Origin of the sequence: Achromobacter ruhlandii (assembly GCF_902859695.1) — a bacterium.
Classification (GTDB): domain Bacteria; phylum Pseudomonadota; class Gammaproteobacteria; order Burkholderiales; family Burkholderiaceae_B; genus Achromobacter; species Achromobacter ruhlandii.
In genome coordinates, this window is the sequence record NZ_CADIJL010000002.1 from 268,492 (window position 1) to 281,342 (window position 12,851).

The 12,851-nt window shown below is 69.5% G+C and carries 13 protein-coding genes; 8 read left to right on the forward strand and 5 right to left on the reverse strand.

From position 1 onward, the window contains the following. Window positions 1-37: 37 nt before the first annotated feature. Both HV742_RS03445 and HV742_RS03450 read right to left on the reverse strand, forming a co-directional pair. A complete protein-coding gene (locus HV742_RS03445) occupies window positions 38-715 on the reverse strand; it encodes a hypothetical protein (protein ID WP_175144470.1) in 678 nt (225 codons plus the stop codon). A 158-nt stretch (window positions 716-873) separates the two neighbouring features. Beyond that, window positions 874-1,269 (reverse strand): EF-hand domain-containing protein, encoded by a 396-nt coding sequence (locus HV742_RS03450; RefSeq protein WP_231891618.1) that lies wholly within the window; start codon window positions 1,267-1,269, stop codon window positions 874-876. Window positions 1,270-1,413: 144 nt separating this feature from the next. On the opposite strand from HV742_RS03450, the gene HV742_RS03455 reads away from it, so the two are divergent. After that, window positions 1,414-2,139: an NAD(P)-dependent oxidoreductase gene (locus HV742_RS03455; RefSeq protein ID WP_175144471.1), complete on the forward strand. Its 726-nt coding sequence runs from the start codon at window positions 1,414-1,416 to the stop codon at window positions 2,137-2,139. 29 nt (window positions 2,140-2,168) lie between these two features. Here the strand turns inward: HV742_RS03455 and HV742_RS03460 are convergent, their stop codons facing one another. Further along, a complete protein-coding gene (locus HV742_RS03460) occupies window positions 2,169-3,077 on the reverse strand; it encodes a DNA/RNA non-specific endonuclease (protein WP_080977402.1) in 909 nt (302 codons plus the stop codon). A 163-nt stretch (window positions 3,078-3,240) separates the two neighbouring features. Then, on the reverse strand, window positions 3,241-4,068 hold the full coding sequence (locus HV742_RS03465) for a DUF7822 domain-containing protein (RefSeq protein WP_068951242.1): 828 nt from the start codon (window positions 4,066-4,068) through the stop codon (window positions 3,241-3,243). Window positions 4,069-4,327: 259 nt separating this feature from the next. Here HV742_RS03465 and HV742_RS03470 point away from each other — a divergent pair, with 259 nt between their 5' ends. The 3 genes from HV742_RS03470 (at window position 4,328) to HV742_RS03480 (ending at window position 8,729) form a co-directional block, all read left to right on the forward strand. Then, complete coding sequence (locus HV742_RS03470; RefSeq protein ID WP_232734836.1) at window positions 4,328-6,493, forward strand: TonB-dependent siderophore receptor; 2,166 nt, start codon at window positions 4,328-4,330, stop codon at window positions 6,491-6,493. A gap of 142 nt (window positions 6,494-6,635) precedes the next feature. Continuing rightward, the gene (locus HV742_RS03475; RefSeq protein WP_175144472.1) at window positions 6,636-7,811 is read left to right on the forward strand and encodes a GGDEF domain-containing protein; all 1,176 of its coding nucleotides are present in this window, start codon (window positions 6,636-6,638) and stop codon (window positions 7,809-7,811) included. A gap of 120 nt (window positions 7,812-7,931) precedes the next feature. After that, window positions 7,932-8,729, forward strand: coding sequence for a hypothetical protein (locus tag HV742_RS03480; RefSeq protein WP_254600931.1), 798 nt, complete (start codon window positions 7,932-7,934; stop codon window positions 8,727-8,729). Window positions 8,730-8,841: 112 nt separating this feature from the next. On the opposite strand, the gene HV742_RS03485 is transcribed toward HV742_RS03480, so the two are convergent. Beyond that, window positions 8,842-9,264, reverse strand: coding sequence for a hypothetical protein (locus HV742_RS03485; protein ID WP_068951235.1), 423 nt, complete (start codon window positions 9,262-9,264; stop codon window positions 8,842-8,844). Window positions 9,265-9,467: 203 nt separating this feature from the next. Here HV742_RS03485 and HV742_RS03490 point away from each other — a divergent pair, with 203 nt between their 5' ends. The 4 genes from HV742_RS03490 (at window position 9,468) to HV742_RS03505 (ending at window position 12,846) form a co-directional block, all read left to right on the forward strand. Further along, complete coding sequence (locus HV742_RS03490; RefSeq protein WP_063570072.1) at window positions 9,468-10,448, forward strand: Bug family tripartite tricarboxylate transporter substrate binding protein; 981 nt, start codon at window positions 9,468-9,470, stop codon at window positions 10,446-10,448. 59 nt (window positions 10,449-10,507) lie between these two features. Then, complete coding sequence (locus HV742_RS03495) at window positions 10,508-11,464, forward strand: tripartite tricarboxylate transporter substrate binding protein (RefSeq protein ID WP_254600960.1); 957 nt, start codon at window positions 10,508-10,510, stop codon at window positions 11,462-11,464. Window positions 11,465-11,549: 85 nt separating this feature from the next. Continuing rightward, window positions 11,550-12,194, forward strand: coding sequence for a flavin reductase family protein (locus tag HV742_RS03500; RefSeq protein WP_049073295.1), 645 nt, complete (start codon window positions 11,550-11,552; stop codon window positions 12,192-12,194). Window positions 12,195-12,231: 37 nt separating this feature from the next. After that, window positions 12,232-12,846 carry a glutathione S-transferase family protein gene (locus HV742_RS03505; RefSeq protein WP_020928206.1) on the forward strand — a complete coding sequence of 205 codons (615 nt, stop codon included), beginning with the start codon at window positions 12,232-12,234 and terminating at the stop codon, window positions 12,844-12,846. Window positions 12,847-12,851: the final 5 nt, after the last annotated feature.

A 12,851-nucleotide genomic window follows, 5' to 3' on the forward strand; every position in this document is an offset into this window, starting at 1 on the left:
CGCCCGGAGGTGCGCCGCATCGCGGCCGCCGTGTCGATCAATAGTAGATGTCGACGTAGTCGGTCAGGCCGCCGCACGCTTCCATCTGCTGCAGGCGCCAGTACTTGCGCTTGCCGGTGGCGCGGAACTCGTAGTCGCCGGTGCGTTCGCAGCGGCGGCCCTTGTCCGGCGCGTCCACGATCAGGATGGTGCCGCGGAAAGTGAAGCGGTCGGCCGAGATCGACAGCACCTGGCCCTTGATCGTCACCGAGCCGTTTTCGTTGGCGTGGCCGCCTTCCAGGCGCACCACGTCGTTGTCGTCAACCGCGTTCAGCTTGCCGCGCTCGTCGGTCCACAGCCATTGCACGCTGATGCCGCTGTTGTGCAGCAGGCGTTCGTAGGCGGCCTGGCTCTTGATCTCGGTCTTCTGCTGCGCGCCGGCGGGGGCCTGGACTTGCGGCTGGGCTTGCGCGGGGGCCGGGGCGGAGGTGCGGGCCGGGGCCTGCTGGGCGGGCGTGCCGCGCGGCGGCAGGCGGCCTTCGTCCTGCGGCTGCGCTTGCTGTTGCGTGGGTTGCTGCGTCTGCGCCTGGGTGGCGCCGCCGCCGCGCGGCGGCAGGTCGCCCGCCAGCGAAGAGGCGGTGGTCGCGCCCAGGGCCAGGCCCAGGGCGACCGCGAGCAGGCCGGCTATCCGTTTCTTTCCGGCCGGGGCCGGGGTGCGATCTGGGTTCGTGTGCATGATGGTCGTGTGAAAGGGAAGGGAAAGCGCGCGGGGATGGAGGTCCACGCGGCGCGGCCGCTAACGGGGACGTAACTTAGCACGCACGCGCGATCGCTTGATTGCCGATTCCATCTTGTGTATCAATAATTAACAGGCAATGCGCGGCGCGCGTCCGGTCATCGCTTCAGGTTGTGATTCTGCTCGAACTTAGGGCGGTTATTGAAATTCTTGAGCGCGTAGGCGAGGAATTCGGCCTTGCTGATGCGGCCATCGCCATCGGTATCCATGGCCGTGATCTGCTCGGCCGTGGCTTCCTGCAGGAGCGGGCCGCGCGTCAGGTAGCCGTCGGCGTTGATGTCCTGCTTGTTGAATGCGGCTTCCATGCGGGCCATGTATTCCGGCTCTTTCATGGGACCGAGGTTGCCGGCGCCCGTCAGGTCGGGCTGGGCCGGTCCGGCCTGGGGGGCGGGCGACGCGGGCGCGGCAGGCGTTGACGCCGCCGTGGCGCCGCCGGCAAGGCAGGCAAGCAGCAACGCCGCGGTGAGGTGGCCCATCCGGATGACGTTCTTCATGGTTCTCCCTGAGTGCATGAATGCGGCGCGCATCATACCGCCGCCTCGGCGCAAATAGCATGTCACGATGTATCCCGCGCGCGCCGCGCTTCACTACAATGACGCCGTTCTCAATCGCACATTCACATAATAAGAGGATCGGCGATGACAACCCTTGTGCTTGGCGCCAGCGGGGCGACCGGGCGGCTGTTGGTTGGGCAATTGCTGGCGCGGGGCGAGCCGGTAAGGGCTCTGTTGCGATCTCCGGACGCGCTGCGCGCGCTAGGGGGAGATTCGCGCCTGTCGCTGATCCAGGCCAGCGTATTGGATCTGGACGAGGCCACGTTGGCGCGCCACGTGGCGGGTTGCTCGGCGGTGGCATCGTGCCTGGGCCATCCCATGAGCCTGCGGGGCATCTATGGCCCGCCCAGGCGGCTGGTGCTCGACGCGCTGCGCCGGCTGTGCCGGGCCATCGTGGCGAGCGCGCCCGCCCGGCCGGTCAGGGTCGTCCTGATGAATACCGCCGGCAACAGCAACCGCGACCTGCGCGAGCCGGTCTCGCTGGCGCAGCGCGGCGTGGTCGCCCTGGTGCGCGCGCTGGTGCCGCCGCACGCGGACAATGAGGCGGCTTCCGACTATCTGCGCATCATCATCGGCCAGGCGCATCCCCTGATTCAGTGGGTCGTCGTGCGTCCCGACAGCCTGATCGACCGGGACGCCGTCAGCGCCTACGAGACGCACCCTTCGCCCATCCGCAGCGCCATCTTCGACGCCGGCCGCGTCAGCCGCATCAACGTTGCGCATTTCATGGCCGAACTGGCCGTCGGCGGCGCGGCGTGGGAGCGGTGGCGCGGGCGCATGCCGGTGATCTACGACACGGCGCCGGACTGAACCGCCGGACGCGGTCGGCCGGCCCGCGCTTACTGCGGCAGCAGCCGCAGCCCGGTGCGCTTGACGAATTCGTCGTAGCCGATCGGCGGCCCGGCCTTGGTGCCGGCGCTGTTGGCCTGCCAATGCACCCACGAGCGGTGCGTGGTGGCGTCGTACACGACCTTGTACAGATACGTGGGCACGGCCACGCCGGCGCCGATGGTCTTGGGACGGTCGCCATACACCGGGCCGGTGAAGACATACACATCGCCGGCCGCCCGCATCACATACTGGCGCGTGTCCTGCTCGATGCGGCTCCAGGGGCCGGCATTGTGGCTCTGGTCCTGCGGCACCATGTTGGCCAGCGAAAAACTCTGCGCCATGGCCTCGGGCGTGGCCATGTCGCCGGCCGGCGCCATGTGGCCGCGCGAGTAGCCCGAGCCGCGGTAGTCATCCAGCTCCGAACGCTCGGCGCGCGGCACCCGCGCCTCGGCGTAGAACTTGTCGGTGCGGTGCAGTCCCTTGGCCTGCGCCAGGTTCTCGCGGTTCAGCCGCTCGGCCACGAACACCGGCGTCTTGGTCGAGCCGTTGTGCAGGATGGCGAACGAGGAGAAACAGACTTCGCGCAAGCGTTGCGCGGCGGGCACCGCGGGCGGCTGGGCATTCGGGAAGAACTGCGGACAGTCGCTGAAGGCGGTCTGCACCAGCGCCGCGTTGGGCGCGGGCAGGGCCACCGGCGCGCTGCGCTGCAGCGATGGCCATTCCAGGCGCGACAGCATGTCGCCAACCGCCGCCGGCATCTTCCATTGCGGATGCAGCACATAGGTGGCGGCGCCGAAACTGGCGAGCGAGGTGACGATCAGCGCGCGCAGGAAGCGCGGCACGCGGCCGGCGGCGCGACTTTGGGATCGGGAGGGGGAGCTTCTCTTTCTGGGAGCGGGTTTCTTCGCGCGGGTCATGCTACCTGGGGGCTACGGACCGGCCGCCATGCGGGCCGGCCAAGGTGACCCCGGATTGTAGATGAGTGACGGATTTGTCACGCCGCGCCGCGCCCGCGCCGGAAGGGACATGATGTCGCACCCGGCCCGGACCCCTCGGCGGGGCCGGGCAGTCCACGGACCATCAGGCCTCTGCTTCGGGTTCCCGCCGCTGCGCTTCGAATTCCGCGCGGTTGTGCAGATCGAAGTACAGCACCTCGCTCCATTCCAGCCCGAGGATGTAATCCACGCGCTGGTTGCCGCCGCCGTCGAAGCCGTCATCCAGGCGCAGGCCATGGAAGGCATCCAGCGGCGCCGCGCCGCGTTCGCGGGTGGCCGCCAGCAATTGGCGGCCCGCCTCGGCCGGGTCCGCCGGCAAGGCGTCGAGCGCTTCGCCCGCGCGCCGGCAACGCGCCAGCTCCCGTTCCACCTGGGTCTTGAGCGCGGCTTTGTCCGCCGCCGCCATCAGATCCAGTTCGACCGTTTCCAGCAGCAGATAGTCGTTGCGATGCGCCTCCAGGAAGGCGATGGTCTCGTCCAGCGCCGCCAGCAGTCCGGACGGCGCCCGCGCGCCCGTTTCGGTCTTCGCGCGGGCCGGCGCGAACAAGCGCTTCAGGCCCTCCAGAAGTGACGGCTCCGGGTCCTGCGCCACGTCTTGCGCGGCGGGCGCGGGGGCCGATGCGCCGCCCGGCGCCACGGTCGTCCGCACGATGTCGGCAAAGCGCTTGATCCGCGCCAGCCCCGGCTCGAAGCGGCTGCTGATGGCGTGCAGCGGGGTGCGCTGTTCCGGTTCGTCGTTATCCAGGCCGTCGGAGATCAGGGAGGCGCACAACTGTGGATCGCCCGACATCAGCAGGCGGTACGAGAACGGCACCGCGTAGGGCCATTCGGACAGCCCGGTGATGGTCTCGGGCCGGTCGGCGTAGGTGGCGGGTCGATTGCTCAGGCTGTAGAGATAGGATCGGTTGGCCATGGGGGCGCGGCGCGTGGGAAGGGAAACGGGACGCCGGCCCCAGGGAAGGGCGCGGCACGGATGCGGCGCAGGCCGCCGCGTGGCGCTATTGAACCGCGGCGGCCTTGGCGCACGGTTGCAGACTGCCACGATTTGCCACCAGGTATTTCTGGCCTGGCGGCCGGTTCCTGGCATTCCGCTGAAACAGTGTGACTATAATTCCGCCTCAACTTGTAATAAGACTGGTTCTTATTGCCATTCACGTGCGAGCGGAGTTTCCATGGCTGTACGCCTTTCGTCCCGCCGGCGCCCGGTGCATTTCCGGGCCCGGCAATTGCCTTTGATCGTATTCGGCCTGGGCCTGCCGGGCGCCGTCCTGGCGCAGTCCGCCCCTGCCGAGGTCCACTTGCCCGCCGTCACCGTGACGGGCAGCGATGTCGAACAGACCGCGGTCGGCCCCGTGCAGGGCTTTGTCGCCAAGCGCGCCGCCACCGCCACCAAGACCGACACGCCGGTGATGGAAACGCCGCAGTCGATCAGCGTCATCACCCAGGATCGCATGACGCTGCAGGGCGCCCAGTCGGTGCAGCAGGCGGCGGGCTATACCGCCGGCGTCACGGCCGGCGCGTTCGGGCCGGACAATCGCGGCGACTCCATCAAGATCCGCGGCACCGATTCCACCCAATACCTCGACGGCCTGCTCAACGCCGTGGGGTCCTACAACAACACCCGGCCCGATCCCTACGCGCTGGAGCGCATCGAGATCCTGCGCGGGCCGTCGGGCATGCTGTACGGGCAGGGCGCCATCGGCGGCATCGTCAACCAGATCAGCAAGCGGCCGCAGCCCGAGGCGATGCGCGAGATCGGCGTCAGCTACGGCAACCACAACCGCAAGCAGATCCAGGCCGACCTCACCGGCCCGATCGACGAAGACGGCAAGTGGCTGTATCGCGTGGTCGCGCTGGGGCGCGACAGCGACAGCTCGGTCAAATACGTCGACGACGACCGCTATTTCATCGCGCCGTCGTTGACCTGGCGGCCCAGCGCCGCCACCTCGTTGACGCTGCTGGCCAATTTCCAGAAAGACAATAGCGGATCGATGGTCGGCTTCTTCCCCTGGCGCGGCACGCTCACCAGCACGCCGGCCGGCCGCATCCCGCAGGACTTCTTTGTCAGCGAACCCGACTTCGACAAGTACACCGCCCGGCAGAGCGCGGTGGGCTACCAGTTCGAGCACGCCTTCAACGACAACGTCACGGTGCGGCAGAACCTGCGCTACACGCACAGCGAGGTCGACTATCGCAGCATCTACACCGCCGGCTTCAACGGCGCCGGCCACGGCTGGGTGCCGGGCAGCGACACGCTGCTGCGCCGCGTGATCTACCAGAACCAGCCGACCCTCAAGCAGTTCGTGGTCGACACCCAGGGCCAGTTCAAGTTCCAGACCGGCCCGATCCGCCACACCCTGCTGACCGGCATCGACTACCAGCGCTCCGTGCTGGATGCGCGGCAGGGGGTGGGCGGCACGGTCGCGCCCATCGACGTGCACAACCCCGTGTACGGCAACTTCACGCCGCCCACCTCGACGGTCAGCGCACCCACGTCGCGCGGCAACCAGTTGGGTCTCTACATGCAGGACCAGCTCGAATGGGAGCGTTGGCTGCTGATGCTGGGGCTGCGCCATGACCGCTCGCGCGCGTCGGTGGACGATACGCCGTCCGGGTCGCGCGATGACAGCGAAATGAGCAAGCGCTTTGGCCTGATGTACCGCTCCGAGGCCGGCCTCAATCCCTATCTGAGCTACTCGGAATCGTTCCAGGGCCTGGCCGGCTTCAACCGCGCCAACCAGGCGTTCAAGCCGCTGCGCGGCAAGCAATGGGAGGCGGGCCTGAAGTACCAGCCGCCGGGCGAAAACCTGACGGTCACCGCCAGCGTGTTCGACATGACCGAGAAAAACCGCAAGGTCGCCGGCGTGGTCAACGGCATTGCCGACACCGTGCAAGTGGGCGAGGCCCGCACCAAGGGCGCCGAACTGGAAGCGCTGGCGTCGCTGGGCAATGTCGATCTGGTGGCCACCTACACCTTCCTGGACGCCAAGGTGGCCAAGGGCACGCCGGCCGAAGAGGGGCGCCAACTGGCCAGCATTCCCCGGCACATGGCGTCGTTCTGGGCCAACTACCGCTTCAGCGTGATGGGAACCCCGGGCTTCCTGGCGGGGGCGGGCGTGCGCTACAACGGCAGCAGCGATGACGGCACCGGCCAGAACGGCGTGCCCGCCGTCACCCTGTACGACGCGGTGCTGGCCTACGACGCGGGCCCCATGCGCCTGGCGCTGAACGTCACCAACCTGTTCGACAAACAGTACGTGGGAACCTGCCTTGCCCGCGGCGATTGCTTCTTCGGCACCCGCCGCACGGTGATCGGGAGCGTGACCTACCGGTTCTGACGTCCCGCCGGGAGCGCGGTCAAATTGGGGACTTATGACCCCGGGCGACCGCTTTCCCGTCACCTATCCGCGGCGGATTTCCCCCTAAAATTGCGAACGCCGCCGCAATTTCCTCCTGGCGTGCCACCTCTTTCCGGCCGAGATGCACGTCGATCTCCTCACCCTGTACTTCATTACCATCGGGACGCTGCTGGCCAGTGCCGGCCTGACGTTCTGGGAGTATCGAACCCACCCCCACCGCAGCCGCTCGCTGGGCATCCTGGCGGCCGGTTTCGGCACGCTGGCGCTGGGCTGTATCTGCGCCTTGTTCCGCGCCGACCTGCCGGCCGCGATCGGCGCGCCGCTAAGCAACCTGGTGATCCTTGGCGGTTACCTGCTGGTGCTGGACAGCGTCGCCTCGCTCAGCGGGCGCCATTACCGCAAGCGTTCGATGGGCTTGCTGGCGGTCATGGCGCTGATCTGGCTGGCGGCCGGCGTGCCGGGGCAGGACGTGGTGTGGAAATACGTCAGCGCCTTGCCCATCGCCCTCGTCAGCGCCCTGACCGCGTGGGAACTGCTGCGCTGCGATTCCATGGGGATGCCGAAAACCCGCAACTTCGCCGTGGCGGTGGCCGGCGTGCACGCGCTGATCTATTTCGGCCGCGCCTTCCTGCTGCCGTGGTGGGTGGCCGCCGAGGGGCCCTGGGTGCAACTGCTGGCCAGCAACATCACCATGTACGAAGGGGTGCTGTATTCGGTGCTGCTGCCGATGACGCTGATCAAGCTGATCCGCGAGGAAACCCACGTGCAGCTGGTGCACGAGTCGCAGACCGACTACCTGACGCGGCTGGGCAACCGCCGCTGGTTCTTCGAGCAGGGCGCGCGCCTCATCGCGGCCAGCGCGGGGCGCGAGCCGATCGCCGTGCTGGCGTTCGACCTGGACCAGTTCAAGGCCATCAACGACCGCTACGGCCACCACACCGGCGACCTGGTGCTGGCGGCGTTCGCCACGGTAGCCCGGGATGCGCTCGGGCCGCAGGTCATCCTGGCGCGCCTTGGCGGCGAGGAATTCGCCGCGCTGCTGGCGGGCGATGACGCGCGCCGCGCCCATCAATTGGGGGCGGCGGCGGCCCGGCGCTTTGCCACCACCATCGCCAACCCGGCCGACGGCCTGGGCATCGCCGCCACGGTCAGCATCGGCCTGGCCTATTTCGACGAGGATGTGCCGCCACTGGCCGATGCGCTGGCGCGCGCCGACCTGGCGCTGTATCGCGCCAAGTCCCTGGGCGGCAACCGGCTGGAAGCGGCCCTGGCGCCCGAGCGCGCCGCCGCGGACTGAGGCGCCGCCGTCGCGGCCAGTGGCGCGGCCCGCGCGGCGAAATGCCCGGGGCCGTTCAGGGACGGGCCGACGCTTTGCCCTGCCGCTTTGCATCGACGTTTTGCATCGATAATGACGGCCATGACGCCTCCCACCCATTCCGCTTCCTCCGACCGCGACGGTTTCTGGTTCGACGCCGCCGACCCCGACATGGCGCTTGAACGTGCCGGCAACCTCGTCCGGCTGGCGCGCGCCGAGCCGCCCTGGCTGGTCGTCGATCAATCCATTGCCACCATGACGCTGGGCCGCCGCTGGCCCGGGCAGTTGTGGCGCGTGCGCGTGACGCAACTAGGCGACATGTCCGGCCTGGTGGCGCAACCCGGCTACTGGCGCGCCGCCGCGATCGAACTGCTGCAACCGCTGCCGCTGGGCGCGCTGTTCGGCCCGCACGGCCAGGCGGTGGTCGACATCCTGGCCCGCATTTCCGCACTGTCGCGCGAACAGGCGCGGGCGCTGGGCGCCGATCTGCCCGCCGATGGCTGGGAGCGCTATGGCCGCGCCTGGGAGCGCTGGTCGAAAGACGAAGAGGGCGTCTCCACGCCTGACGATACGCCGCCGCAATCGGAATGGTATGGCGTGCTGGCCGCCGCGCGCCGCCGGGGCGGGGCGCGTTCACCCGTACATGGCGGCTTGCTGCAGATCCATGGCCTGCTGCGGCAACGCGCCCAGGCCGTCGATGGCGACGCCGCGTTCATTCGCGAAGTGGACGAGGACGGCGAGGTCGACGAGTCGCTCGCGGCGCCGTGGGACGGGGCCAGCGACGCCTTGCTGTTCGCCGCCATGGCGCGGGGGGCGCCACAATACCTGTCGACGGCGGACGCCGAGGTGCTGTCGCGGCCCTGGCGCGAGGTGTTTGGCGACCGGGCCGGATCGATGTGAGCCAATTCGGCCGCTTTATCGTTTCACCGCAGCGTTCGGATGATTTCGCGCCCGTCGCCATGGTGGCAGCCGTCAGGGCATGCCGCGCGGCGCAAGGGCGCGCCGGCCCGCGTTATTCCTCGCCCCGCCAGGACTTGCGCCGTCGCGTCCGCGGCTTGGGCGCCACGCCCAGGCGCGGATCGCGCGCCAACGCCAGTTCCACCAACCGGGCCGCCAGCGTCTCGAACGCCTCGTCGGTCTGCGGCAGGTACAGCCACTTGCCCAGTTCCGGGTGCGGCAGCAGGCTCGGCATATCGGCCAGCAGCGCCGCGTGGCGGTCATGCGAGGTGCACACCATCACGCCATTCCAGGGGATGTCGCGGTCGGCCACCACCAGGTACAGCGCGCCGTCCAGGTAGGCGGCGTCGCAGCCGAACATCTTGCGGCGCAGATAGCCGGGATCACGCTCGAGCGGGTCGAGGATCCACAGCAGTGAATTGGCGCGGGCGGCGCGTTGGCGGGAGGGGGGCGAGAACAGGTCGGGGCGTTGGGGCATTGCGAACGGCGCGGGCGGATGGGCCAGGTTCAGACGATACCCGATCCCGGCCGCACGCCGTTCAGGGGTAGCCGTTACCCACGCCGGCGGGCGCCGGCCCGCGCGGTGTCCGCACAAAGCAGATATGCGATCCCGCGCATAGCGCCATCGCCGCCCCGCGCCTACCATGCTGCAAACACAAGAACCCCCAGGGTGGAGACAGCATGAGAATGGCAAGTGCGCTGACCGCGGTCAGCCTGTGGCTCGGCGCGGGCCTGATATCGGCGGCCGTGGCGGCCGGGGCCTATCCTGACCGGCCGGTCAAATTGATCGTGCCGTTCCCGGCCGGCGGCGCCACCGACCTGATGGCGCGCTCGCTGGCGCAGGGCCTGGGCGAAAAGCTGGGCCAGACCGTGGTGGTGGAAAATCGCGGCGGGGCGGGGGGCACCATCGGCGCCGAGGCCGTGGCCAGCGCCGCGCCCGACGGCTACACGCTGCTGTACTCCACCATGGGCGTGCTGACCATCAACCCGTCGCTGTACCCCAAGCTGCGCTACGACCCGCAGCGCAGCTTCGCGCCGGTGTCGATGACCAACCTGACCTCGAACCTGCTGGTGGTCAACCCCGACCTGAAGGTCAACTCGGTCGCCGAACTGGCCGAACTGGCGCGGCGGCGGCCGGGGGAGCTGACCTTCAGCTCTTCGGGTAACGGCACCACCAGCCACCTGGCCGGCGAGATGTTCAAGACGGCGGCGCATGCCGACATCCGCCATATTCCCTACAAGGGCACCTCGGGCGCCATCAACGACTTCCTGGCCGGCCGCATCTCGATGATGATCGACACCTCGTCCAACTTCATCGAGCAGGTCCGGCAGGGCAAGGTGCGGGCGCTGGCGGTGACCAGCCGCCAGCGGCTGGCGGCGCTGCCCGACGTGCCGTCGATGTCGGAGACGCCGGGGTTCGAGGACTACGAGGTCAGCCTGTGGTCCGGCGTGCTGGCGCCGGCGGGCACGCCGCGTCCCGTCATCGACCGCCTGAACGCCGACATCAAGGCGGTGATGACGTCGCCGCGGATGGTCGAGCGCATGGCCGGCTACGGCATCCAGACCACCCACAGCACGCCCGAAGCCTTCGCCGAACGCATCCGCGTCGATACGGCGAAATGGGCGCGCATCATCGAACAGTCCGGCGCGCGCGCCGATTGAGGCCCCGGCTCCCGGCCCGCCCCGCGGCCGGGCCCCTGGAAGGAAATCCCATGCGATTGATGCTTCGATCCCTGCTGGCGGCGGTGGCCCTGTCCATCGGCGCCGCGTCCGCGGCGGCGGCCTATCCCGACCGGCCCGTCGTTCTGGTCAATCCCTACGCCGCCGGCGGCCCCGCCGACGTGGTGGCGCGCAGCCTGGCGCGGGCGCTGGAAAAGCGCCTGGGCCAGCCGGTGGTGGTGGAGAACAAGCCCGGCGGCGGCGCCTCCATCGGCACCGGCTTCGTGGCGCGCGCCAAGCCGGACGGCTACACGCTGCTGCTGGGCACCTCGGCCGGCCACGTGGTCACGCCGCTGATGCAAAAGACCGTGTACGACGGCGTCAAGGGCTTCGCCTTCTGCTCGGTGGTGGCGGTGCAGCCCATCATGCTGGTGGTCAATCCGTCGCGCGGCATCCGCTCGGTGCCCGAGCTGATCGCCCGCGCCAAGGCCGAACCCGGCAAGTGGAGCTATGGCTCGGCCGGGGTGGGGGGCGCCACGCACCTGGGCGCCGAGCTGTTCCAGCAGGTCGCCGGCGTGCAACTGAACCACATTCCCTATGCCGGCGCCTCGCCCGCCATCAACGACGTGGTCGGCGGGCAGACCGACCTGGCCATGTTGAACCTGTCGGCCAGCCTGCCGTTCATCCGCCAGGGGCGCCTGCTGGCGCTGGCCTATGCGTCGGACAAGCGCTCGCCGCTGCTGCCGGACGTGCCGACGCTGGCCGAGGCCGGCGTGGCGGGCGCGGACGCGGCTACCTGGTACAGCCTGGCCGCGCCGGCCGGCACGCCCGCCGACATCGTGCGCACCCTGAGCGACGCCGTCCGGGCCGTGAACGACGATCCCGACTACCGCCGCGTCATGCAGGAGCAGGCGATAGCGTTGATGGCGCTGTCGCCGCGGGAAGCGGACGCCTACGTCGCCAAGGACCAGGCCGACATGCGCCGGCTGCTCGGCTCGCTGGGCTTGCTGGCCAAATGAACACAGGGTCACCGGACACACGACCCCGCATGCCCACGGCCGCCGGCCAGGCGCGGACGCGGCGCCGGCCACCAGGAACGCATCCATGAACTTCGATTTCAGCGAACTCAGCGCCACCAACGCCTTCAAGCTGCTCTCCAGCGTGGTGGTGCCGCGTCCCATCGCCTGGGTGGTGAGCCAGTCGGCGCAGGGGCAGCGCAACGCCGCGCCGTTCTCGTTCTTCAACGTGGTCAGCAGCGACCCGCCCATCGTGGCGCTGGGCATCGGTCCGCGCGGCGGGCAGTTGAAGGACACCTCGCGCAACATCCTGGAGACCGGCGAGTTCGTCATCAACCTGGTGTCGGCCGAACTGGCCGCGCAGATGAACCACACCAGCCTGGACTACGTGGCCGACGTCGATGAGCTGACCCGCGCCGGGCTGGCGACCGAACCCTCGCGGGTGGTCGCGCCGCCGCGCATCGCGCTCAGCCCGGCGGCGCTGGAATGCCGCGTGTGGCAGGTGCTGGACGCCGCGCCGCAGCGCGTCATCGTGCTGGCGCGGGTGGTGGCGCTGTACCTGCGCGACGACGCGCTGCTGGACGCGCAGCGCTTCCATGTGGACACCCCCGCGCTGCGCCTGCTGGGCCGCATGCACGGCGCCGGCTGGTACGCGCACACCAGCGACCTGTTCCAGATGCGCGCGCCGGACGCCGCCAACGATCCGGCGGTGCGGCCCGCGCAGGGCCATTGAACCGCATCACGATATTGAATCTCCTGGGAGCCTCTTGATGAAACTGCATTGGTCGCCGCGCTCGCCCTTCGTGCGCAAGGTGATGATCGTCCTGTACGAAGCCGGCATTGCCGACCGCGTGACGCTGGTGCGCACGCCGGTCGCCATGGACAAGCCCAACCTCGACCTGGTGGCCGACAACCCGCTGATCAAGCTGCCGACGCTGGTGCTGGACGACGGCACGCCGGTCTACGACTCGCGCGTCATCTGCGCCTATCTGGACGGCCTGGCCGGCGCCGGCCTGCTGCCGGCGGACCCGGCCGCGCGCCTGCTGGCCGAGCGCCGCCAGGCGCTGGGCGACGGTTTCCTGGACGCGCTGCTGCTGTACCGGCAGGAACGCAACAAGCCGGCCGGGAAGCAGACCCAGGCCTGGCTCGACGCCTTCGCGCTGAAGACCCGCGCGGTGCTGGCCGTGCTGGAGGCCGAGGCGCCAGCCCTGCGCGCCAGCCGCTTCGACCTGGGCCTGATCGCCATCGGGTGCGCGCTGTCCTATCTGGACTATCGTTTCCCGGACCTGGCCTGGCGCGACGGCCATCCGGCGCTGGCGGCCTGGCACCAGGACTTCAGCGCGCGGCCCTCGGTTGCGCGCAGCCAACCCGACGAAACGCCTTGAGCGAA

What these genes read in the sequence shown, in the direction of transcription:
- HV742_RS03445 (WP_175144470.1), bottom strand. Translation starts at nt 715, where the DNA reads ATGCACACGAACCCAGATCGCACCCCGGCCCCGGCCGGAAAGAAACGG.
- HV742_RS03450 (WP_231891618.1), bottom strand. Translation starts at nt 1,269, where the DNA reads ATGAAGAACGTCATCCGGATGGGCCACCTCACCGCGGCGTTGCTGCTT.
- HV742_RS03455 (WP_175144471.1), top strand. Translation starts at nt 1,414, where the DNA reads ATGACAACCCTTGTGCTTGGCGCCAGCGGGGCGACCGGGCGGCTGTTG.
- HV742_RS03460 (WP_080977402.1), bottom strand. Translation starts at nt 3,077, where the DNA reads ATGACCCGCGCGAAGAAACCCGCTCCCAGAAAGAGAAGCTCCCCCTCC.
- HV742_RS03465 (WP_068951242.1), bottom strand. Translation starts at nt 4,068, where the DNA reads ATGGCCAACCGATCCTATCTCTACAGCCTGAGCAATCGACCCGCCACC.
- HV742_RS03470 (WP_232734836.1), top strand. Translation starts at nt 4,328, where the DNA reads ATGGCTGTACGCCTTTCGTCCCGCCGGCGCCCGGTGCATTTCCGGGCC.
- HV742_RS03475 (WP_175144472.1), top strand. Translation starts at nt 6,636, where the DNA reads ATGCACGTCGATCTCCTCACCCTGTACTTCATTACCATCGGGACGCTG.
- HV742_RS03480 (WP_254600931.1), top strand. Translation starts at nt 7,932, where the DNA reads ATGACGCCTCCCACCCATTCCGCTTCCTCCGACCGCGACGGTTTCTGG.
- HV742_RS03485 (WP_068951235.1), bottom strand. Translation starts at nt 9,264, where the DNA reads ATGCCCCAACGCCCCGACCTGTTCTCGCCCCCCTCCCGCCAACGCGCC.
- HV742_RS03490 (WP_063570072.1), top strand. Translation starts at nt 9,468, where the DNA reads ATGAGAATGGCAAGTGCGCTGACCGCGGTCAGCCTGTGGCTCGGCGCG.
- HV742_RS03495 (WP_254600960.1), top strand. Translation starts at nt 10,508, where the DNA reads ATGCTTCGATCCCTGCTGGCGGCGGTGGCCCTGTCCATCGGCGCCGCG.
- HV742_RS03500 (WP_049073295.1), top strand. Translation starts at nt 11,550, where the DNA reads ATGAACTTCGATTTCAGCGAACTCAGCGCCACCAACGCCTTCAAGCTG.
- HV742_RS03505 (WP_020928206.1), top strand. Translation starts at nt 12,232, where the DNA reads ATGAAACTGCATTGGTCGCCGCGCTCGCCCTTCGTGCGCAAGGTGATG.